The following is a 23,672-nucleotide window of genomic DNA, read 5'->3' as shown; positions in this document are numbered from 1 at the left end:
TATTACACAACATCTACGGCTGTAGTACTAGGCCGATTTGTGGGGCTGAGGAATGAACCCCCCACAAATCGGCGCTAATAAACCAGCACCATATTAGGAATAGTGGACCGGGGTTAATCTAACTCCCGCTGCACGTGTTATTTCAGTAATAGTGCTCAATGTCGGGTTGCCATTAGCGGATAACGCGCGGTAAATATGCTGTCGGGCAAGACCGGATTTTTTGGCTATCTCACCAACGCCGCCACGAGCCTCAATGATCTGGCGTAATGCAATAAGGAACGCACCAACGCCACCCGGCTCGTAAATGTCTTCTAACGCCGTCTGTAAATAGATTTCAGCGTATGCAGGATCGGCGCGCAACTCTTCAATCATTGCAGTATCGTGATCGATTGAAGCTGGGATATTAGAGTCACCTGCTTCGCAGGCTACTTTCATTTTGATTTTATCTGTCATTTTTTATCCTCACATGAAAATCTTTAAGGTAATTAACGGCTTTGTCTATATCCGTTTGTTGTGAGCCTTTGTTACCTCCGATGAGTAAAAGGATTATTTGTCCAGCTTCCATCGAATAATAAACGCGGTGGCCTTGCCCGTAATCAATTCGTAATGCCCAGACACCATCCCTTTCAAATTTGTGATCCCCGAAATTTCCGGCACATGCGCGGGATACTTGAGTGTCAACCTTAGCGGCAGCGCGGGGATCTTTTTTTCTAAGTTTTCTTATCCATTCAGTATAAGGAACTTTTTTGTTACCGTCCTGATAACGTAGTGTTGTATAAGGCATTCAGCTGCCCTCATCACAATGACTTATACTTATTGTCTCTTATAAGTTACATCTCATCAAGCATCCATCATGAATTTTTATATTTTATTCCCCGCAGCAGTTGACCGCGTGGCTTGACTGGAAGCTGAATTGGCGGTACTGCGTGAAATCGTGGGTGAACATGCCCGTTTGCTGACAGAAGAGAAGGTGCTGCTCGAGGAGGTGGTCCGCCTCTGATAAGTAAGCAGCTATCAGGAGAGACTTCTTTAGTTCCGGGTGGGATTCATACCCACTGAAAGACAGTACATTTTGTTGTCTGATGATATAGAGGGCTTGCACTGGATCACCCAACTCAAAAAGGCTCCAAAGGATTTCAGTTATACTGAGATCGTCAGAGGATCTGATCGGGTAAAGCAACTCGGTCCTATTTAACCTGAGGTTCCCTTCTCTTAAGCGAAGCTCAGATTGATTATTAAATCATCAGTAAATAGCAAGGAAAATTTTCATTTTTTTAATTCACGAAAAAATAAATTTGTAACAAAATGTTACAAACTCAAGAGAAATTGAATTATCGTCAATCGCATTTCTTCGATTTTAAAAACCTCGTTTTAAGTGATGTTGCGGATAATATCTGTATTGTTGATTCCCTCACCCACGAATTTTAGTAGGAGAGGGGATCAAGCGAATATAAATATATAAGGTTCTTAATCGTCGCTATCCATCACTTCATGACGCAGGACATGATAACCTTCCTCATCAAAGCCATGTCTCCAGTAAGGAATGGCATATAGCTGGTGGCGTTCATAGCCTTTTTCTCGGCGAATATAGCGACGAATTTCTTTTACCAGCTTATCTTCACCGGCAAGCCAGAAAGTGACATCTTCTGTTGGTAATGACCAGGATTTGAATTCAGATACGATTGTGTCAGTTATTTCAATATCACCCGTGATCCAGTGAACCGCTATTCCAGCCGGCTTTTTTAATTCCTGAATATCTCGTTCACTTTCGATACGAATAATGACCTGTCCAGTCGCGTCTGGTTTTACTGTTTCCAAGAGCGCGGCAATAGCAGGCAGGGAACTTGGGTCGCCAGCCATATAGTAGTGGCTGACTTTTGGCAATAATGGATCTGGGCCGCCGGGATTAGTGATACCGATCCAGTCACCGATTTTAGCGCTATAAGCAAATTCCACTGCCGGGCCACCATTGTGGTGTAATGCGAACTCAATATCGATCTCTTTTTGTTCGGTGCGGATGGCGCGAACCGAGTAAGTACGGACAATTGGACGCAGTTCACTCGCTGGCCATATTGGGCCTTCTGGCGATAAAGTCGGTAATACCGGTTTGGTCTGCCCCGGAAGCGGTAAGAATATCTTTAGGTGCCCGCCTTCACATTCAGTGGGGTAACTATCCAGACACTCGCTGGTGAAAGTAATGCTGCGCATATTAGGCGTCACATCGAAAATGTTTTTTACCTGAACAAGCCTTGGTGGTGCAGGACGGTAAATATTTTTTTCTTCAATTGTGCTATTAGTCACGTAAAATTCCTCTGGAAAATTTACCTAAGGTTATTATCTGATAAAACCAAAGTTAGTGTAACAGCAATTAACATAAATGATAATTATTATCATTCAATAAACTGTGCTGCTGTCGGTAATGGGATTTATCTGTCTTTTTCAATCCAGTGAAAATTGAATTTCTACCTCTGTACCGCCATGTTTTCGATTCTTTATCTGTAATTGTCCACCCAGGATAGAAACTCTATCTTGCATAATAGCCATGCCAAATTTGTTTTTATTAGCGGAGTCCAGATTGATACCCTGACCGTTATCACTAACAACTGTAATAATTTTGTCATCAATAGGGTAAATGCGGACACTGATCCAATTGGCATCGGCGTGCTTATAACAGTTGTTTAAACATTCCCTAATGATTTGTATCAAATGCTTGCTGTAACTGTCAGGAATGTGCTGATGTGTCAGGCGGTAATTGAATTCAATGTTGAAGCCTAGACGGTGGTTAAATTCATTAATCAAGTCCTGTAAAGATTCTTGTAGATTACATTGAGGTTGTTCATTCCTGAAAGTTGCCAGTAATTCTCTTAGCTGGCGATAGGCAATATTCAACTCATCTTTAATCATATTTAGCGAAGTTAAACTTTGCTTGGGTAAATTATCACTGCCGATATATAGGCAATTAACTTGAATCTTAAGGAAAGAGAGGGATTGAGCAATGGAATCGTGGAGTTCACGGGAAATAGCGGCTCTCTCTGCGGCCAGCACACTCTGATGTTGGCATTGGAGCTGATTTTCCCGTAATAGTTTATTTGTCATTAAAGTTACCACATCTTGAACCAGACTTTTTTCATCGGGGGTAAGATCACTATTTCTGTGTGTTTTTATCCAGAGTGTTCCATAGTTATCAATATTGTCATCTAAATTCCATCTCGTAATAAGCGGCACGTCAAAGTAGGGGCATTGATGAGGATTACGGAAGGAATATTCTTGTTGCGATGGATAAAAGATGATTTTGGCTTCACAGAAAGGGATCAGGCGATTGAGGTGGGAAAAAATCTCCTGAAGCTTTTCAGGTAGCAGTTTACAATTTTGCAGTTTGAAATGGCTTTGACAGAGAAAATCCAAATAGCCATTTTTTTGTTTCAGGGCGTTAATTTCTGCTTTGTATCTTGCATGTTGCCATTCTTTAACAGGAGCAGAATTATGTACCACTTTTATCAGGAAGTAGACATTTGTAATGCTTAACATTATCAATAACGGTAAGATTAAATCTGGAATCGACGGTTTATTAATCAGCAACAGTATAAAAAGTAAAAATAAATTTATAATGGAGTTGATTACAAACAGTTTTTGATTTTTGAAGATGGTGTTATTTGAACTTGTTTTCATCAGGCTAAGATTCCGTTCTGCAATACTGATGAAAACTTTAGCTCAATTTATTAAATAGTGTTAATAATTACTTCAATTTCATACCGGCTGCTGTCATTAAAAGGCGAAATAGTGTGGAAACAGCAAAAAGAGCCATCACACTGCATAACCAGATCATTGCCATCCAGCCTATCCGTTTCCATACAGAAGGGCGTGGAGTGTTTTGATTAGTGGTAGCCTTGTTCATGGTTAACTTTCCCCCGAAAAACGTAGTAGCTCCAATAGGTGTAAACCAAGATCACTGGAATGATAAGTAGGGCGCCGACCAGCATAAAACCTAAACTTTGCTGTGGCGCTGCCGCAGCTTCATAGCTGATTGTTGGTGGGATCAAGTTAGGCCAGATACTGATGCCTAATCCACTATAGCCAAGGAAAACTAACAACAGCGCTGATAGAAACGGTGTGTAATGGGTTTTGCGTTTGATTGAATACAGTAGCTTCCAGCCGGACCAAACCACCAACAGTGGTACAGGGAGGAAAAACAATAGGTTAGGCAGGGTGAACCAACGTTCAGCTATTGCCGGATGAATAAATGGCGTCCATAAACTGATAATGGCGATAACTGCCAGCATCAGAAAGATGAGCGGACGGGCGACGCGGTACATCTCTTGTTGTAGATGACCTTCGGTTTTCATGATTAGCCAGCCACAGCCTAACAATGCATAAGCAACTACCAGCCCAAAACCACAAAATAGGGGGAAGGGCGAAAACCAATCAAAATAGCCGCCGGCGTAAGCTCGGTTTTCCACTGGGAACCCTTGAATAAAGGCGCCTACTACCACGCCTTGAACAAACGTCGCAATCACAGAGCCGCTGATAAAGGCTTTGTCCCAGATATGACGGTGCTCAGGCGCGCTTTTGAAACGAAATTCAAAGGCGACGCCACGGAAGATCAAGCCAAGTAGCATTAATGTCAGGGGAATTGTTAATGCATCAAGTATAACGGCATAAGCTAAAGGGAAAGCGCCGAATAAACCTGCGCCGCCAAGCACCAGCCAGGTTTCGTTACCATCCCACACCGGCGCAATGCTGTTCATCATTAAATCACGATCCTTATCGTTTTTAACCGTGGGATAGAGCAATCCAATTCCAAGATCAAAACCATCCATGACAATGTACATCATGATGCTGAACACGATGATGATGAACCAGATTAACGGCAGATCAATACCCATTGTTTAACTCCTTTTTGGGACCTTTGCGGATAAGTTTCATCATGTAGGCGTAACCCACACCAAATACCGAGCTGTAAACCGCGATGAAAAGCAACAAACTGATGCTCATATGGATTTCACCGTGTGCGGATACCGCATCTTTGGTGCGTAGCAGACCATAAACTACCCACGGTTGACGGCCTATTTCGGTAGTAAACCAACCGGCAAGAATGGCGATCAGGCCGGAAGGCGCCATCAAGAATATAAAACGCAAGAAGGCTTTTGACTGATAAAGTCGCTTCTTATAACGCAACCAAAGCCCCCAAAAACCGGCAACTATCATCAACATACCGAGGCCGACCATCACTCTGAATGACCAGAAAACCATAAGCGCGTTTGGTCTATCTTCCGGTGGAAACTCCTTAAGAGCGGGAACTTGCTTATCTATACTGTGAGTCAAAATCAGACTGGCGAGATAAGGAATTTTGACGGCATAACGTGTCTCTTCCCGTGCCATATCCGGGATACCAAACAGAATCAGCGGAGTCGCTTCGCCGGGAAGATTTTCCCAGTGGCCTTCCATTGCCGCGACTTTGGCGGGTTGATGCTTGAGTGTGTTAAGACCGTGGGCATCGCCAATCAATGCCTGTAAAGGCGCAATAATCAGGATCATCCACATCGACATGGAGAGCATTTTTTTCATTGCTGTCGAGTCATTGCCTTTTAATAAATGCCATGCCGCTGAAGCTGCAATAAAGAATGCTGAGGCGAGGAAGGCCGCAGTAGACATATGTGCCAGGCGATATGGAAAGGAGGGATTAAATATCACTGCCAACCAGTCGACGGGGACGACCTGATTATTGACAATTTCGTGGCCTTGCGGGGTTTGCATCCAGCTATTGGAGGCCAGTATCCAAAAAGTGGATATTAGAGTACCTAGCGCAACCATCAAGGTGGCGAAGAAATGTAACTTTTCACCTACACGATTCCAGCCAAATAGCATAACGCCGAGAAAGCCCGCTTCAAGAAAGAACGCAGTCAGTACTTCGTAAGTCAGTAATGAGCCGGTGATCGAACCGGCAAAATCAGAGAAAAAACTCCAGTTGGTGCCGAACTGGTAAGCCATAACCAGACCAGAAACCACGCCCATACCGAAGTTAACGGCAAAAATTTTCGACCAGAAATGATATAGCACTTTGTAATCGGTATTCCGAGTTTTCAGCCATAATCCTTCCAGTACCGCTAAAAAACTGGCCAACCCGATAGTAATTGCCGGAAAGATAATGTGAAACGAGACGGTAAACGCGAATTGAATTCTGGCCAGTTCCAAGGCGCTTAAACCAAACATAGTGACCTCTTATTTTTAGTTTGAATAAAGGCAGGAAATGTATACGGGTAAGTAAAGCATGAAAAAAATAACTATAATAGTGACAGTTTTCTGTATATTAACTATAACAGTTTGCGGAGAGGTCTGAATTGATGAAGCGTTATGAACAATTTGCCAGGCAAATTCTTCAACATATCGAAGATGGTACCTGGCTGGTGGGAGATAGATTACCTTCACTGAGAGAATCAGTGAAGTTATCCGGTTTAAGTTTGATGACCGTTGTTCAATCTTATCAATTATTAGAGAGCCAGGGATGGATCATTTCCCGGCCTCAATCGGGTTATTACGTTGCTAAACGTTTGCAGCCCTTTGCCGCAGCAAAAGGGGGAAAACGATTACATTTAAGTGAAAGCGTAGAAATAAGCGCTTCTATTTTTGATGTATTACAGGCGTGTAAAGATCCTGCGATTATTCCGTTTGGTTCAGCATTTCCAGATCCATCCTTATTGATTCAACCCAAACTTTCCAAAGCGTTAGCGGCCGCGGCCAGGCGAATAGCGCCGCATAGCGCTTTAGCTAATTTACCGCCGGGTAATGATAAGTTACGCCGTAACATATCGCGCCGTTATGCAATGCATGGTATTCATGTCTCTCCTGATGAAATTGTCATTACCGCTGGTGCGATGGAATCACTGAGTCTCAGTTTACAGTCGGTGACGGAGCCGGGTGATTGGGTGGTGATTGAATCACCGGCTTTTTACGGTGCTTTACAGGCCATTGAACGTTTGCGTTTGAAAGCGGTAGCCATCAAAACTGATCCACAAAACGGTATTGATTTGGATGCGCTGGAGGAGGTGATTCAGAAATACCCGATAAAAGCCTGTTGGTTAATGACTCACTTTCAGAACCCGCTAGGGGGAACGATGTCCGCTGACAGTAAATTACGGCTGGTGAATATTCTGAACCGTAATCAGGTGGTGCTGATTGAAGATGATGTTTATGGTGAACTCTATTTCGAGCAGCAACGGCCTGTACCGGCGAAAGGGTTGGACAGTGAAAACAACTTTATGCATTGCTCTTCGTTTTCTAAATGTCTGGCGCCGGGATTTCGGGTAGGTTGGGTTGCGGCAGGAAAACATGCCAAAAAAATCCAACAGCTACAAATGATGAGTACCGTTTCTGCCAGCATGCCGACGCAATTGGCAATTGCTGATTATCTTGCGGAGGGGGGGTATGACAACCACTTACGCCGCCTTCGTCGCACATTGGAGCAACGTCAACACCTGATATTACGAGCGATTGGTGACTATATGCCCGCTTCAGTAAAAGTGAATTGCCCTAAAGGTGGTTATTTTCTTTGGTTAGAGTTTGAGCCACCGTTCAGTGCACAGCGGCTTTATCAACTGGCATTGGCAGAAGGGATCAGCATTGCACCCGGGAGTATGTTTTGTACCAGCGAACAGTTTAACCATGCCTTTCGTCTGAATGCCTCTTTTGATTGGAATCAGAAAATGGAACATGCTATGCAGACATTAGGCAATATTTGCCATACATTATTGGCTGAAATAGCCTGATCTCAGGTTGATATTAATTCCTATCAAGGAGAAGTTCATGGAGAAAGCAACGGTATTTAAAAGTAACCGTTCTCAATCAAGCAGTTCGACTTTCCAAAAGAAATTGGGAATCTATGAAACTTATGGTGTCCACGACGCTTTTGCCGACACCATTTTGAGGTTATTTCACCATACCCGTCATCTTTCAAGTTGCCTCTTTGTTGGCTGCACTCACTCACCCCGGTCACATAGTTATCTATGCTCCCGGGGATTCGCTCCCTTGCCGTCGCGATGCATCTTGAAATCTATAAGGTATACATTATTCTATACAAAGCGCTCTTACATTACTTCCTTTCTTTCTTCGAGTGGTCATACTGTCAATCCAATCTTCTAATGATACCTTCTGTGCTTTCTCGAATGCAGGTCTTACATTTACCCATGATTCGTATCTTAGGTTATATTCTGCTTGTGGCAGGAAGTAATGAGATTTGAATTCGATAAGACCTTTATCATCTTCGTAAGCGACGATTGAAAACTCAGACCAATATAAGAAGAATGAAACGCCACCTCTTGGTGATGTAGCAAGAACACTTTGAACGAAATTGGATTGAGTTTGTCTCCTGCCTGCATAGGATAATGCTGCGATAGCTAATTGTCTCAGAGGGGTTTTCATCTGCTCTTTCTCTTGACTAGATAATCCTAAGAAGTTTTCCAGGAAAGAGTTGATCAAAACATCTGCATCATGACTTTTTTGAATAACATTTTGTACGCTTGTTGACAGCAAAGAAAGGAATGGAACGCCAGATAACTCTTCTGTAAATGAGAAGAAATTCTTTTTATTACCCTGGCCTTGAGGATCTAAAGGATTATAGCCTGAGACTGCACGGCACATATTAATAACAGTTTGCAAGCCTTCGGTAATGCTTAACGGATTTTTAGATGATGTAGAAGAGTCTTTTGCAAGCTGTGCATAATCTCCTGTAGCTGCGCCATTAGCCGGGCTCTGTACATCGGAATAATCGCCAGCATCAGGAGAATCCATAATAATATTGTCTGAGCGTTCCCAATCGTTAAGGAGTCTTGTTCCTCCTTTTTCAATATGTTCTATCCATTCTTGGGCTTTTTTAACTGCATAATCAGGATTATTTAAGATATGTTCCATGATTTTTATCCTTAATAGATTTATTAAGTTAGGGATTGAATGTTAGGGTACTGTTGAAAATAGGGAACAATGTTTAACCCTATTATTAACAGTGAGATAAATCGATAATCATGTACTTAATATTACTGCTTTTTTAGCTTGGTAATTTTTGTTTTAAATTTTTGTTAACGAATGTTAGATATATTTTTTTGCAAACTAAGTATATCCATAGATGGATATTTTTCACTATCAAATATTAAGGGTATGTAATTTAACTTATTCCTCACGGATAAATGGTTGTTTATGTGATATTTTCATATATTGTATTTTTATTGAGTTTAATAGTTTTATTGAATAACTATAATGAGAATAATATCAGAACATATTGGTAATGATGTCATTGATATAAATCAATTAATCTACTTATAGAAAGCTTTCAGTTTATGCTTTCGTTTTGGTTGTCATACAATCGATTAAATATTCTATGGTTATCTTATCTTCTTTCTCCAATACCGATCTTGTCATTTCCCATATTTTCTGGCTGAGATTATATTCTGCCTGGCAAAGATTATAATGAGATGTAAATTTAATCGTACCTTTGTTATCTACTTTCTTTATTGTCAATACAAAAGAATAGAGTAAAAGTGACACTCCCTTTGGGGTTTTAGCCAGAGCATATTGTACTAGATTGGATTTTTTTTCCTTCTGATCGGCATATGATAAAGCGGTATCAATCAACTTTTTCAAATAAATCTTAATGGTAATTTTATCTTGAGGAGATAATCCTTGAAAGACTTTAATAAAAGAATCGATCAAGACATCTGTGTCATGGCTTTGTTGAGTAACCGTACTTTTGTCTGCCCATAGTAAAGAGAGAAAGGGAACCTTTTCTATTTCTTCGGTGAATGCTATAAATTTCTCCGTATTGCCATCACTTTCTGGTTCCAATGGATCATAGCCTGATGCGACTCGACATAAATTGATGATAGTTTGCAGCCCCTCAGTGACACTGACTGGATATTTATTTGATGTGGCTGATTTCTTTGCGAATAGTGTGTATGTATTTGTCGCTGCTACACTGGCTGGACTTTGTATATCAGAAAGATTCTCAATTTCTAGGAAACGAATAAAAATGTTATCTGAATATGGCTTCGTTTTAGAATATTTTTCTCCTCTGTGCTTAATGTATTCTATCCACTCCTGAATATCTTTAATTTTATGATCAGAATTTTTTAATATATCTTTCATGGTTGCTTTCCTTTGTGGATTTATTAGATAAGCAATTGATTTTTTATTCAACCTGAGTTCTGGGTTCAGAAACTATAATTTATTTTATATCAATAACATATGGATTTGTTTATGTGATAAACATATGCTCCTGAAAACCGATAACATCTTAATCAATGGATAAAAATATATATCTAATCTTTTAATAATAGTGTAAAAATGTAGTATGTAAAGTCTATTTCAATAAAATTTGTGAGGTTTTTATTGAATAATATTACATTATACTATTCTACTATTTATTTTTTATTTTCTAATAATGCATTTTATTATTAATTATTTGTCGATTTATTTTGATTCATATTTATTAGGTGAAAATAATTACAAGTGAAAATTACGATCAATTATATTAACTTATTGGTTGGAATTCTTTTGTTTTATAGTTCATCTTATTTATTCTGTTGCTGGGTGTATGGCATTGCTTAAAGAATATAATGTGGTTTTATTGTGTAGGTAATTATCGGTTCTGTTATTTGGAATGGTTTTGTTATTTTTGCGAGTTATCACTGTTAAACTTATATTTAATATCAGTATATCTTGATGAAAGATGGGGTAATGATAAAACATTAAGATATTATATTAATTAATGGGAGTTGGCGATAAATAAAAATCCAATTTTATCGGTAATTTTAATAACCTTCTGAATCAACAGAAGGCTTTAAATTAAATTTGGATGAGTGCAAAAATGTATCTGAATACCGCGGATGTTTTCTCCACTTAGTAAGTAATATTTGTATTCAAGCGATTGTTATGAAGGAGTTTCGAGGATTCCAGTGATAAAAGCAGCTATTTTACGCTGAATATCGCTCTCGATGGTTTTCAATCTTAATAAAGGAATGCCTGCCTTTATCAGAATGGCATTTTTTACATTGTCACGTTCAGATTGTTGAGCAGTATCATGATAATAACCATCCACCTCAATGACTCCCAAAGGAAATTTCCCCATTTTGAAATAGAGCACAAAATCACAACTGGCTCTATTTCTCATAAATTCCAATTCATGCGGAATAAATGTGTTGTTTTTCAGTGAAACCAACTGAATGAGGTCAATCTGCTGATGATATTTAATTGAATTGAATCTTTCCTGAGCTAGGATCTCGCGTAGCAGTTGGGCAACAATTTGTTCCGATTTGAATCTGGAATCACTTGTACGCAACTTGGCATTCAGTTTTTCTAATGATTTGTCATATTCGTCATAAAGCAGATCAAAGGCAGAAATGACCGGGCTATCATGAAGTTGTTTGGCATCTGCGTAATATCTGATATAGCGAATCAAAGCCGCAATACTTTGATTGTTCTTGGTAAAGACATTATCCCCGGTTACTAGCGTAAATTTGTTTTTAGCACGGGATACAGCCACATTGATTAGATGAGGATCATCAACGAAAGAAATTTTCTTTTGGCTATCCCACTTCTTGTCTAAAACAGTGGAGAAAATAATCTCATCACACTCTCGACCTTGGAATTTATGTGTTGTGGCCTTAATCATATCTTCCGGCAGGTACTCCTGAGAAAGGTTGATCTGATTATTATAAGGAGCGATATAGCCTATATCATGGTTTGCTTCCCATCCGATTTTATTTAGCGACTCCAACTCTCGCAGGTTAGATAAGTTTCTGGTGTGATTTCCTTTGGCGGTGGTAATTAGTGATAATGCCTTTTCACCGTTGTCATGTGTCATCGGGATGAGTTGATTATCATAAAACTGTTTGTTGCAGAATTGAATGATTTTTGGATGGCATCGGTAGTGTTCTTTGAGTAAATTGATGGGGATATTATTCTGAAAAAGCCCAATAAAAGAGTCCAGGAGGCTATATTTTACGCAGTCGTAAAATTCAACTGGTGGTGTAGTTTGGAGTTTCATTGGGACATGTGGTAATTGTTTTCTATCCCCGACAATAATGATATTTCTAGCACAGCCGAGACCTAGAATACCTGGAATAATGTCCTGTTGTGAAGCTTCATCCATAATTACATAGTCGAGCAAAGCACCTTTGGCGATAGAATTAATGATAGAGTGCGTACTGCTGCTAATAATAGGAAAGCGTCGTGTAAATTCACTAAATCTTTTACGATAATCTTGTGCACTGAAAGTAGATTGGTGGTGAATGTGCTGACGTAGATGGTTTTTAAGATACTTCATCGAACTATCTGTTAGATTGTTCAACAATTGTTTAAAATTGTGGTTCCGTAGCTCTTGCTTATACTTATCTAGTAGCTTTGTTTTTTGATGCAACATATTTTCATAATAGGAGAATTGTAGAGAGTAAATGAACTCCTTACGTTTCTCCCAATCATTTAGAAATTTGGTACGTACTATTCTGAAGTTAAGTAAGAGCTGAATTCTGTTTGCAAAAGAAATACGCCGCATTGCAAGATAGTTTAAATAAGCAAGTAGGTCGGTTGTTTTTTGTGGTGGTAACTTATATTTCTCTAATATTTTTGGCTTTGTTGTTAAATTTTCATTTTGCCACTGCTTTAGATATTGTTTTTCGATGGATAATTCATCGATTTGTGCCTGTAGAAGTGCTATCTGATTTTGAGCTTTGAGATGCAATTTTAATTTGTTTAGTGTTGAATTAATAGCCTGAATATCAGTGGTATGCTCAATTTGTCCTGTAAGGGAGGATTGCCCGGTTTCAAAGAACAGATTTCTATTATCGGAACTCCCTAATTTGGCAACCAGATAACCTAGTCCCACTTTGGATAATTTTTCATATACATTCTCTACCGCAGAGTTGTTATTGGACAATATAGCCACTGTCTTTTGATTTAACAAAATATTGGCAATGATGTTTAATATGGTTTGCGTTTTCCCTGTTCCCGGTGGTCCCTCAATAATGCTGATCTGGGAGGAAAATGCGTGTTCAACAGCTTTTAACTGACTTTCATTTACGCCAAAGGGATAAATAAAATGTTGAGTCGGCTTCCGAGTTTGATTTTTACCAAAACAATAAGCATGTAGCGCCGTATCAGGATGGGGAGTGATTTTTTCCATTTGGCGTAGTACGTTTTCAGCAATGAGCTTGTCATTTCCTTTGGTATGGTTGATACGTGCTTTTGCCACAGCAATAAAATAGTTAAAAACTGCTTCATTCATGATGTTCGTTGCGGAAATAATCTCAATCTTATCCGTTTTCATGACATAAGGTTTGTGACTTCCGGGATAATAGATGACGGTAAACCTATTGCCGTAGGTTTCTGCACTTTCAATAGCCGTGATAATGGACTGACCATTTATTGTTAGAAGATTTCCTTTCGTGGCTTTTGTGGGGATGACCGCACATCTCGTCATTGGCAGAGTATATTTCTTTCCGGAAGCAAAATAACTGGTAAGCATCAGTTCATTGTTCTTGTCGTTATACCAAACTTTCCAGTCAGCTATCTGCTTGGTTTTGTCTTGTTTATCCATATAAACGGAAACCATGTCATATCGTCCATAAGAAATGTTTCATAATCCTTTAATATACTCAATGATGGGATAAATTAGAAGCTAAGCAACGGTATGAACTGGTGAAAATCCTACGATAGAAACGCAAGTTTATTTTGGCGTCTTTATGCTTCTTGGGAACGCAGAGTGAATAAAAACACAAATGGACTGATTTGTCAGTATCTTCCAAAGAGCGCAGATTTTTCATCGGTAATAGGACAGGAAATAAGATTCGTATGAATAAACTGAATGATTGCCAACGTAAGACATTGGGGTACAAAACACCTAATGAGTTATTTTTAAATAAAGAAAGTTATTTTATAGTATAGATGAAATTATTTGTACTTATTATGTTAATATAAGAAAACGAATAATTACAATTAAAGATTACATTCAATTATATTAACTTCTTGGTTAAAATATTTTCGTTGTATATTCGTCTTATCTATTCTGCCGTGAAGAACATTATCTAAGAGTATAATATGAGTTTATTATGTGGGTAATTATTGTTTTTATTCTGAGGAAGTAAATGTTATTAAAAATATTTTCGAGATGAAATGGATGAAAATGGTTTTAATATATGTCTGGTTTTAGGTGGTTTTGTTTTTTATTGCTATCAATTATAAAAATAATTGTCAATTTAAGTTGCAAGAATGTTCCATTATTATTTTTCTAAGCTAGACTATGATTGAAGTGAATTGTTGGAAATAGTTTTTACAGTGGTTAAATGTGTTATTTATAAAATAATATTATTTTATTTTGGAGGGTGTATGAGTCCAAGAAATGATTTTAAATCTTTTTCTATTGGTAATAATGCTAATGTAGTGAGTCAAGAAGCCTATGAACAAAGCCCAAATTTAAAGACTGGATTTCCACCGGATAATATTACTGTTCATTTGCTCAATAAGGTATTACGTCAATCTTCCACAATAGCATCTGTTGTGGCTAATTTTATCGCGACATATTCCGGCAACGATGTTTTGGATGATGGGGATATTGTTAAACTCACCGCCCAATTAAATGAAGCGTTAGAACAAAAAATTGCAACCAAAGTACCAAATGCCTCATTAACACAAAAAGGTGTTACTCAGCTCACAGATAAAACCGGCGATAGTAATACCCTTGCGGTAACGCAGAAGCTAGTTTCTGATGTAAATGATAATGCTAATAACCGATTGGCGAAAGATCAAAATGGTGCAGATATTCTCGATAAAAAAGCATTTGTGGAAAATCTCGGTTTAGAAGTTATTAGTACAAAACCGATTGTTGTTGGGACTAATACAGCTTCTACAATCGATAATTTTGATAACATTCCTCAGAATTCGACATATTTTGGCTATCCAGTAGGACTAAATGGCCCAGGTATACATGGGCCAGGAATGAGATTTTCAGGAGGGTATGGGACCTTTAAGCGTTATGAGCTGATGATTCACTCCTCATACTTGCCGAAGAGCGAATTATACTATAGAACGCACAATGGTGACGGTAACATCAATAAATGGAACCCGTGGTATAAAGTCTGGTCGACAAGCAACGCCAAGCCGGATACTAATGGCAACCTAAAAGTTTCCAGCCCGGTGGTAGATATTCATCCAGACGGAACTTATCAGTTAACTCACGAAGCGGAAGGGGTGACGGTCGAACGGATAGAGACCGGGAAATATCGTATCAGCGGTTGCAATGGTTTTGCTAAAGATGGGGAGTGGGGAATTCATGGTGGTACCATTGTTCCGGCAGACAGCAACGGGTTAAATCTAATTTGGGTTTGTGAGTCGGTAGATCCATCTAGCGGTGATATAATCATCGAATGTTATCATCGCCAAAATGGAGATGCGCCGATATTTGCGCAAAATAAGCGCGTTAAGAGCATTAACGATGACGGAAAAGTCATTTATTACAATGACGGTGAGCTATGCGATATTCCCGATGGTCGAGTAATTAATGTTCGAGTGCAACTGCCTGAAAAACCACAGGAATAATGCAATTGGAAATAGGCGGTTTTTTCTGACTAGCCGGTTTTGTAAAGAATTGCGCATACAAGTTATCATGCTCCCCACCACTATTGGGGCAGGCCCAAACATATAACATTGCAACATTTACGGACTCGCTCTTAAGCAAGTCCGTACGAAGTAGTTGAATCAATCACTAACACCTATCTGTTTCATAAGCACAGAATCGTCCCAGAAGAGATACTCTTCATCCATAACCCCTTGTTTGTTCCAGTGTCCGAGTGTCGCCATAGGGAGGTGATACGCCTTACCTGTAGGTTTAATAACCTTACCATCTGGGAGAACCATAGGTTTCGTAAATGTTCCATCTGTAAATCCCGTAACAGCGGTCCATTCCGCATCAGCGGTACCAAACCGTACCGGGTGCTCTGTGATTCGGTTATCAGGAGCAAATGTCCACATATACTTCAGATCGTCAAGATGCTGTCGAATACCCTTAGTAGTATGACCATCAGGGTAGTGAACAATAATGTTCATGGCATGGCTCTTATGTAGATCCCACCATCTTTGGTCTGTATAGACACGGAAATCAAGATCGTCAAAGTTAGCCAAATTTCTTTCCAGAGCTTTGGGCATCCCTTTGATTTTAGGTGCTGGTTGATCTACTTTGGTGCCGGGCCAATTGTTTGGCGCCGCAAGTGCTACCGGGCTGGTAGTAAGCAGTAAAAGCGTGAATAACGATAACCTCTTGTGACTTTTCATGGTCTTTCCTCTTTGTTAGTACTAAAGGAACTAAAAGATTGTTTTGTAAAGATTTAAGTATTACTGGGACTCCTTCATTAGATAAATTGAAAATGATTGTTCATCGGCTGGTTTGACTTTGACTAGAGAGAGAAGAACCACCCAAAACGACACAATTTAATAAAGAGTAAGTGACTAAACTGACTTACATGCCGGATAACTATCGTATAGAAAGTCATCAGGTATCAGATACTACGCCTAATAGAAAAGTCTGTAAATAGTCACTTAAAGTAATTATAACTATAAAAAATCAACTGGCTCGGATTAGCCGTTGCTACACCAAAACCGGCTTTCATTAAAAACAAAAATCCACACAACTAATTGGATTTTAATGGTTTTTATTAGTTTCAGAGACATCTTGCGATGATATCAGATTCTCATGGGTCTGCCTTCCTCGCGATGATCCTCAACAGACTATTTGAAAAAATCAGCAAGCATAGAAGCCTTATTACCGCTCTGGAACATAAAATCCGCACTGGACTGAAACAAAACGCCGCCTTTTACCCGGATATGAAACACCAGCAGCCTCAGTCTCCTACAGCACGTTGGATATTTTTAACCTTCGAAGGAATAAACATCTTTGAATTTCAGAAACACCGGATGGTGACGGGAATACAGCCATACCAGAATGCATTGTTGAAAATATTGGGTTAATTTTATGAGTCTTTTTATTCTTGAATGAGATGTGCAGCCAACAAAGAGGCAACTTGAAAGATGACGGGTATAAATAGTTCTATATTCAATCCGTGACTATATTATATTTTTCACGCTACTCGTAAATGAAATAATGAATGTAGGTCATCACGTCACACTATAATGATGTGGATGAAATAATGGCAGAAAATTATTTACGATTATTCATAATAACCGTGATTGATATTAATTTGCTAAAACGCTATCAATGATAGAGAATAAAATTTATATTTTTGTTTCTATTGCTTTAATAAAATATATATTTAGATAGCTCAGTTGAAAAGCTGAGCAAGGAGATGGAAAGAAAACCTTAATAAAACCTTAATAAAGAAAGGAGTTGATTATGAAAAAATTGTTTTTCTCGTTATTTGTGTTGCTGTTGTTGGGTACCAGTAATATTGCTTCCGCCGCTTGTGCTTACATGAATGTACATAACAGTGGAGCAAGCGTGGCAGTTAACGGGTCTAGCGATGTGTATGGTCCATTCTCTATTTCTTGCTTGGGAGTGGTTTCCTTCACGTTCGAGGATCTGTCCGGCAATAACCCTACAAGCACCATTAATCACCTCATTGAAAGGATGGTCGGTGGATCGTGGCAGGTCGTCTCCCAAACTACCAGCTACGGTCAACGTTCCGTTACTCGTACTTTTTTCCCGACTGCGACAGGTTCATATCGTTATCGAATCGTAAACAGCGGCCAGAGTGTTGTGCGTAACTGGCGAATGGAAGGGCGAATACCATTGTTTACGATTCCTGGCGCTCGTTGATAAATAACTCGCTACTGTGGCCGGAGATTGTGCCCCATTCTCCGGCTTCATTAAGTAAGGGGCCGTCGGTGCAGGCGCCGAGAGTCAAGCTGCCTGATCTTGGACTCTTTCTGAGGTTGACGGCGTTTCCTGAAACGCCGTCAGACGTTGAGATGTTGCGGAGCAGCAGAAAGTATCAAACATTAAACAAGAAGTTCATCACATCGCCATCTTTAACGATATAATCCTTACCTTCTGAACGCATTTTACCGGCCTCTTTTGCACCTTGTTCACCTTTGTAAGTGATGAAATCTTCAAAAGCGATGGTTTGTGCGCGGATAAAACCTTTTTCGAAATCAGTATGGATCTTACCGGCTGCTTGTGGTGCGGTGGCGCCAACTGGGATGGTCCATGCCCGAACCTCTTTCACGCCGGCAGTGAAGTAAGTTTGCAGATTCAGTAACTGATAGCCAGCGCGGATAACACGATTTAAACCTGGCTCTTCCAGCCCAAGTTCAGCCATAAACTCTTCGCGTTCATCATCTTCCAGCTCGGCGATATCCGCTTCTACCGCAGCACAAACCGGAACGACCACCGAACCCTCTTGTTCTGCGATCGCACGAACAGCATCCAAATGTGGGTTATTTTCAAAACCCTCTTCGTTGACGTTAGCGATGTACATGGTGGGTTTCAGCGTCAGGAAACTCAGATAGCGAATAGCCGCTTTCTCTTCGGTGCTGAGATCCAACGCCCGCAACATACCCGCTTGTTCCAGATGAGGCAGACATTTTTCCAGTACTGCCAGTTCTGCTTTAGCATCTTTATCGCCGCCTTTGGCTTTTTTCTGGACACGATGAATGGCTCGTTCGCAGGTGTCCAGATCGGAAAGGGCTAGTTCGGTATTGATGATCTCAATATCCGCAGCAGGATCAACTTGACCGGAAACGTGAATGATGTTGTCGTTGACGAAACAGCGCACAACATGGCCGATAGCTTCTGTTTCACGAATGTTGGTCAGAAACTGGTTGCCCAAACCTTCACCTTTTGATGCGCCTTTTACCAGACCCGCGATATCGACGAATTCCATTGTGGTCGGTAGGATTCGCTGAGGTTTCACAATTTCCGCCAGTTGTTCAAGCCGTGGATCTGGCATAGGGACGACACCGGTATTGGGTTCAATAGTGCAGAACGGGAAGTTTGCTGCTTCGATACCTGCTTTAGTCAGCGCATTGAATAATGTTGATTTTCCGACGTTAGGCAGGCCGACGATACCGCATTTGAATCCCATGATTTTCACCTTAAATTACTTATAAATCAAAAGGCTGTGTTAGCCTGTTTGATGAGTCAAAAAAATTGGCGCCATTATACACGGAATGGCGGGCTATCACGATCTTACAGACAAGATTTATCAACTTCATGTCATCAAGCGCTGGCTTTGAAGCTATGTAAGCGATTGATTGCCTTATCCATATCTTGTTTCATCAGGATGTCAGTACAACGCAGTGCTTCATCAATGGCATCATCGATCAGCTTTTGTTCACTGGCTGGTGGTTTGCCTAGCACAAAGCCAATCACCTTATTTTTGTCGCCGGGATGGCCGATACCGATACGTAAGCGGTGAAAGTTAGGATTATTGCCAAATTTATTCTGAATATCTTTCAAGCCATTATGACCGCCATGACTGCCGCCCAGTTTCATTTTTGCCACCCCTGGCGGTAAATCGAGCTCATCATGGGCCACCAGAATTTCATCCGGTTGGATGCGGTAGAATGAGGCGAGGGCAGCGACAGATTTACCACTGAGATTCATAAACGTCGTTGGGACTAACAGACGAACATCGTGACCGCAGATATTAATCCGGGCGGTATAACCGAAAAATTTACTCTCTTCTTTCAGTGATTGATTGTGGCTCCGAGCGAGCAGGTCAACATACCAGGCTCCGGCATTGTGTCTGGTTTGAGCATATTCAGCACCGGGATTAGCCAGACCGACGATTAATTTTATGTTACTCACTATTTTTCTTCACTTTTGGCAGTAAAACAACAAGGAGGATAGTTTACCTGCCGGGTACGACGAGTACAAAGTTCAGTTTGATTATTCTTTCCTTTAAGTGATTACTGATGGTTATTGAACAATAAGTTATTTTTAGGATGTGAAATTGTAAGGAATAATTATAAAAAATAGTTGTCAACCTAAGTTTTAAGAATGTTCCATTATTCTTCTTCTAGGCTAGAATATAATTGAAATAACTTATTGATTATAAATTGATATTATTTAATTTGAGGAGAATATATGAAACTCAAGAACGATTTTAAAGCTTTTTCCATTAGTAATAATGCCAATGTAGTCAGTCAAGAAGGATATGAAGATAGCTCGAGTTTAAAAACAGGATTTCCCCCGGAAAATATTACCACTCATTTACTCAACAAGGTATTACGTCAGTCGTCGACAATAACATCTGTTGTAGCTAATTTTATTGCGACATATTCTGACAATGATGTTCTGGATGATGGGGATATAGCTAAACTGATTGTCCAATTAAATAAAGCGTTAGAACAAAAAATCGCAATACAAGTACCAGATGCCTCATTAACACAAAAAGGTGTTACTCAGCTCACAGATAAAATAGGTAATAGTAATACTCTCGCCGTCACTCAGAAGCTAGTTTCTGATGTAAATGATAATGCTAATAACCGATTGGCAAAAAATCAAAATGGCGCAGATATTCCTGATAAAAACGCATTTGTGAAAAACCTCGGCTTATCGGAAACTGTGGAATTGGCGAAAAATGCAGTATCGGCCAACGGGGGGAATTATCCACAGTATTTTAGATTTAAACAGGTTGAAACGCTTCCCACTGAACGTAATGCGACGATGTTAGTTTCTTTACAGGGGGCTAAACCGGCAAATGAGATAGTTGGGTTTACGCTTTACAACTGGTATGACAATTATATTAAAACGGGGATTGTGCGTGGCGGTAGCGTCGATACCTACGGATATACAATAGATATTAATGGCAAACGGGTTTTTTCTGTTTCTCCTGCGGGTCATATTGAAGCCGCGTCAGCGAATATAAATGGGAACGCTAGGTTTAAACAAGTCGAGACAATTCCAAACGAACGTAATGCGGTTGTGTTAGCTTCTGAATCTGGTGGAAGACCGGCGGGTACAATAGTCTCGTATACACTTTACAATTGGTATGACAATTATGCTAAAGCCGGTATTGTGCGTGGTGGTAGTGTTAATACCTACGGATATGCGATAGATATTAATGACAAACGGGTTTTCTCTGTTTCTCCTGCGGGTCTGATTGAAGCCGCGTCAGCGAATATACGGGGGAATGCGGGGGTTTTTAACATAACCCATGATACGGGTAAACATGCCTATTTTCAGTTTATTGAGGAAGCAAAAAGGACGGCCTATGTTGGATTCCCGAGTGACGGCTCACCGGATTTTGATATTTGTAACGAAAAAAAATCTGGCAAATTAACAATTGGTGGTGAGTTGGTTGCATATATTAATAACAATCGGGTTTTCTCTGTTTCTCCTGAGGGGCGGATTAATGCCGGGTCGGCAAATTTAAAGGGGGCTGGAGGTGTTTTTAATATAACATATGACGCGGGTAGACACGCATATTTTCAGTTTTTTGAGGGGGGAAAAAGAACCGCCTACATTGGGGTTCCAGGTGATGGATTACAGGATTTTGATATTTGCAATGAAAAAAGATACGGCAGATTGACAATCGGCGGCGATAAATTGCAATATAACGGTAATCCTATTGCCATCCTGAATAATAACTGTATCGCTGACACTAACGGCAATCTCAAAGTATCCAGCCCCGTAGTAAGTATTTATCCAGACGGAACTTATGAGCTAACTCGTGAAGCGGAGGGTATGACTGTCGAGCGGATAGAGACAGGGAAATATCGCATCAGCGGCTGCAACGGTTTTGCTAAAGATGGGGCATGGGGAATTCATGGTGGTACCATTGTTCCGGCAGACAGTAACGGGTTAAATCTGATTTGGGTTAATGAATCAGTAGATATGCCTAGTGGCGATATAACTATTGAATGCTATCATCGTCAAAATAGAGATGCGCCGATATTTGCTCAAAATAAACGTGTTAAGAGTATTAGCGATGGCGGGGAAGTCGTTTATTACCATGATGGTGAACTATGTGATATCCCCGATGGCCGAGTGATTAATGTTAGAGTTCAACGGCCTGAAAAATCATAATAATTAAGTGCTAACTCATAATCACAAATAAGCAGAAAACCCGTTGAACTATTTGCACAACGGGTTTTTTCTTACGTTTTGATGAAAATTGCGTAGGTACTTAATGTCACATTGGATAAGAATTTACGATGGTTTTGCTAAGTGATTACTAATAGTTATCGGCTGATAATTTATTTTCATTATACAAAGCTATAAAAAGTCATTTAATGTGCTCAGTAGCTATAAATGAATATAACGGCGGAAACTTTATGGTAATACTGATGAACATCAATCGTATTTTTCGTAACGTAATAAGTTATAAAGTAAATAAGCGTGTACTCATGGCCTGTTTTTTATTTGCCGCGTTTATGCCACTGAAAAGTTATACTGCGTTACCTGAATTAGGAAACTCTTTGATTGGTGTTGAAAATTGTCAGGATTACCCAGAATCCGCCATGAAGCAAAATCAGGTTAGTAAGAAATTACACGAAAACGTTACTCATAAAGAGAAAAAGCGATCAGAGCAGAGGCGGTGTGGTAAATTTTTATCAAAGAAAAGCGTAATAGGAAAAAACGATAGCGGTGAAAAACCAAAAATACCCCAGTTACATGAAAATGATCCTAAAGATGATAATCAAAATCTCCCGCCTTTAATCCTCTCTCGTGGCCCTGAATTCCTTGGATTATTAAATCAAGATCCAAAAAAATTGGCGCAAGATTATATTGTCAACAAGTTAAATAATCAGATAACAAATAATACTCAGAAATGGTTATCCCAGTTTGGTACAGCTAAAATTAATTTAAATGTTGACCATCATGGGCGCTTGGATGAAAGTTCTGTAGACTTACTCGTCCCTTTCTATGATGATAAAGATCACTGGCTTATTTATAGTCAATATGGATATCGTCATAAAGATAGCCGTGACACTGTGAATTTAGGCATTGGAACCCGTTTATTCATAAACAATTGGATGTATGGGGCGAACACTTTTTACGATAATGATTTAACCGGTAATAACAGCCGATTTAGCCTGGGCGGTGAATTGTGGACTAACTACCTAAAAATGTCTGCTAACGCATATTTTCGCTTGAGTGATTGGCATAACTCTCGTGATTTAACCAATTATTATGAGCGCCCTGCAAATGGTTATGACCTTATTGCCGACATGTATTTACCTGCAATGCCGTCACTCGGCGCCAAAATAAAATATGAACAATATTTTGGTGATAATGTTGCGTTATTCGGAAAGGACAATAGGCAAAAAGATCCCTATGCAGCAACTATTGGGGTAAATTATACCCCGATTCCACTGATCACTGCGGGAGTTGACTATAAATTAGGGAAAGATGGAAAGAGTGATGGCATATTTTCATTCAATGTGAACTATCGATTTGGTGTTCCGTTATCAGAACAACTATCACCAGAAAATGTTTCTTCACTACGAAGTTTGGCTGGAAATCGTTACGACTTAGTTGAAAGAAATAATAATATTATTTTGAATTATCTGAAAAAACCGCAACGTTTTAGGTTACTGGTTCCTGTATTAGAAATTAGTGGTTACGGTGGTGAAGTTAAACCAATACAAATTCAATCTGATAATCCATTCAAAAATGTGACTTGGGATATACCTGAATTATTCCAGAAGAGTGGCGGGATTATAAATATAGAAGG

At 39.7% G+C, this 23,672-nt stretch carries 18 protein-coding genes and 1 pseudogene; 6 read left to right on the top strand and 13 right to left on the bottom strand.

Going from position 1 to position 23,672, the window contains the following annotated elements; all coding sequences use genetic code 11:
* Window positions 1-93: 93 nt before the first annotated feature.
* The 7 genes from BA1DRAFT_RS00930 to BA1DRAFT_RS00905 all read right to left on the bottom strand — a co-directional run bounded on the left by BA1DRAFT_RS00930 (window position 94) and on the right by BA1DRAFT_RS00905 (window position 6,210).
* On the bottom strand, window positions 94-435 hold the full coding sequence (locus BA1DRAFT_RS00930; protein WP_088776107.1) for an addiction module antidote protein: 342 nt from the start codon (window positions 433-435) through the stop codon (window positions 94-96).
* Between the two features lie 7 nt (window positions 436-442).
* Window positions 443-784: a type II toxin-antitoxin system RelE/ParE family toxin gene (locus BA1DRAFT_RS00925; protein ID WP_036775397.1), complete on the bottom strand. Its 342-nt coding sequence runs from the start codon at window positions 782-784 to the stop codon at window positions 443-445.
* Window positions 785-1,467: 683 nt separating this feature from the next.
* Window positions 1,468-2,301, bottom strand: a complete 834-nt coding sequence (locus tag BA1DRAFT_RS00920; protein ID WP_036775396.1) for a siderophore-interacting protein — start codon at window positions 2,299-2,301, stop codon at window positions 1,468-1,470.
* 138 nt (window positions 2,302-2,439) lie between these two features.
* Window positions 2,440-3,528, bottom strand: a complete 1,089-nt coding sequence (locus tag BA1DRAFT_RS00915) for a histidine kinase (protein WP_235200937.1) — start codon at window positions 3,526-3,528, stop codon at window positions 2,440-2,442.
* Window positions 3,529-3,736: 208 nt separating this feature from the next.
* Window positions 3,737-3,895: a DUF2474 domain-containing protein gene (locus BA1DRAFT_RS21570; RefSeq protein WP_071824106.1), complete on the bottom strand. Its 159-nt coding sequence runs from the start codon at window positions 3,893-3,895 to the stop codon at window positions 3,737-3,739.
* Window positions 3,876-4,883, bottom strand: a complete 1,008-nt coding sequence (gene cydB, locus BA1DRAFT_RS00910) for a cytochrome d ubiquinol oxidase subunit II (RefSeq protein WP_036775393.1) — start codon at window positions 4,881-4,883, stop codon at window positions 3,876-3,878. The genes BA1DRAFT_RS21570 and cydB overlap by 20 nt, the downstream gene beginning before the upstream one ends.
* Entirely contained in the window at window positions 4,873-6,210 is a 1,338-nt protein-coding gene (locus BA1DRAFT_RS00905) for a cytochrome ubiquinol oxidase subunit I (RefSeq protein WP_036775392.1), read from the bottom strand. Before BA1DRAFT_RS00905 ends, cydB begins: the two co-directional genes overlap by 11 nt.
* A gap of 131 nt (window positions 6,211-6,341) precedes the next feature.
* Between BA1DRAFT_RS00905 and BA1DRAFT_RS00900 the strand changes: the two genes are divergently transcribed.
* Window positions 6,342-7,763, top strand: a complete 1,422-nt coding sequence (locus BA1DRAFT_RS00900; RefSeq protein ID WP_036775391.1) for an aminotransferase-like domain-containing protein — start codon at window positions 6,342-6,344, stop codon at window positions 7,761-7,763.
* A 298-nt stretch (window positions 7,764-8,061) separates the two neighbouring features.
* Here the strand turns inward: BA1DRAFT_RS00900 and BA1DRAFT_RS00895 are convergent, their stop codons facing one another.
* From BA1DRAFT_RS00895 to BA1DRAFT_RS00885, 3 genes are all read right to left on the bottom strand, one after another.
* Window positions 8,062-8,904, bottom strand: coding sequence for a hypothetical protein (locus BA1DRAFT_RS00895; RefSeq protein ID WP_036775390.1), 843 nt, complete (start codon window positions 8,902-8,904; stop codon window positions 8,062-8,064).
* Between the two features lie 420 nt (window positions 8,905-9,324).
* Window positions 9,325-10,131 (bottom strand): hypothetical protein, encoded by an 807-nt coding sequence (locus tag BA1DRAFT_RS00890; RefSeq protein ID WP_036775389.1) that lies wholly within the window; start codon window positions 10,129-10,131, stop codon window positions 9,325-9,327.
* A gap of 784 nt (window positions 10,132-10,915) precedes the next feature.
* On the bottom strand, window positions 10,916-13,594 hold the full coding sequence (locus tag BA1DRAFT_RS00885; protein ID WP_036775388.1) for an AAA domain-containing protein: 2,679 nt from the start codon (window positions 13,592-13,594) through the stop codon (window positions 10,916-10,918).
* A 773-nt stretch (window positions 13,595-14,367) separates the two neighbouring features.
* Here BA1DRAFT_RS00885 and BA1DRAFT_RS00880 point away from each other — a divergent pair.
* Window positions 14,368-15,576, top strand: coding sequence for a phage tail protein (locus tag BA1DRAFT_RS00880; protein WP_036775386.1), 1,209 nt, complete (start codon window positions 14,368-14,370; stop codon window positions 15,574-15,576).
* Window positions 15,577-15,735: 159 nt separating this feature from the next.
* Here BA1DRAFT_RS00880 and BA1DRAFT_RS00875 read toward each other — a convergent pair whose 3' ends face one another.
* Window positions 15,736-16,308 carry a nuclear transport factor 2 family protein gene (locus BA1DRAFT_RS00875; protein WP_036775385.1) on the bottom strand — a complete coding sequence of 191 codons (573 nt, stop codon included), beginning with the start codon at window positions 16,306-16,308 and terminating at the stop codon, window positions 15,736-15,738.
* A gap of 492 nt (window positions 16,309-16,800) precedes the next feature.
* Here BA1DRAFT_RS00875 and BA1DRAFT_RS00870 point away from each other — a divergent pair.
* A pseudogene (locus BA1DRAFT_RS00870) lies at window positions 16,801-17,001 on the top strand (IS1634 family transposase); the annotation flags it as partial.
* Window positions 17,002-17,383: 382 nt separating this feature from the next.
* The gene (locus BA1DRAFT_RS00865) at window positions 17,384-17,806 is read left to right on the top strand and encodes a hypothetical protein (RefSeq protein WP_036775383.1); all 423 of its coding nucleotides are present in this window, start codon (window positions 17,384-17,386) and stop codon (window positions 17,804-17,806) included.
* Window positions 17,807-17,981: 175 nt separating this feature from the next.
* On the opposite strand, the gene ychF is transcribed toward BA1DRAFT_RS00865, so the two are convergent.
* Complete coding sequence (gene ychF, locus BA1DRAFT_RS00860; RefSeq protein ID WP_036775382.1) at window positions 17,982-19,073, bottom strand: redox-regulated ATPase YchF; 1,092 nt, start codon at window positions 19,071-19,073, stop codon at window positions 17,982-17,984.
* Between the two features lie 134 nt (window positions 19,074-19,207).
* Window positions 19,208-19,798, bottom strand: coding sequence for an aminoacyl-tRNA hydrolase (gene pth, locus BA1DRAFT_RS00855; RefSeq protein WP_036775381.1), 591 nt, complete (start codon window positions 19,796-19,798; stop codon window positions 19,208-19,210).
* 279 nt (window positions 19,799-20,077) lie between these two features.
* Here pth and BA1DRAFT_RS00850 point away from each other — a divergent pair, with 279 nt between their 5' ends.
* Together BA1DRAFT_RS00850 and BA1DRAFT_RS00845 are read left to right on the top strand one after the other, a co-directional pair.
* The gene (locus BA1DRAFT_RS00850) at window positions 20,078-22,021 is read left to right on the top strand and encodes a phage tail protein (RefSeq protein ID WP_036775380.1); all 1,944 of its coding nucleotides are present in this window, start codon (window positions 20,078-20,080) and stop codon (window positions 22,019-22,021) included.
* A gap of 260 nt (window positions 22,022-22,281) precedes the next feature.
* Window positions 22,282-23,672 (top strand): inverse autotransporter beta domain-containing protein (locus BA1DRAFT_RS00845; protein WP_235200936.1); only part of this gene is annotated, 1,391 nt, incomplete at its 3' end.

The sequence above is a fragment of the Photorhabdus aegyptia genome (genome assembly GCF_000612035.1).
Classification (GTDB): Bacteria; Pseudomonadota; Gammaproteobacteria; order Enterobacterales; family Enterobacteriaceae; genus Photorhabdus; species Photorhabdus akhurstii.
This window is presented reverse-complemented; position numbering and strand designations above follow the sequence as displayed.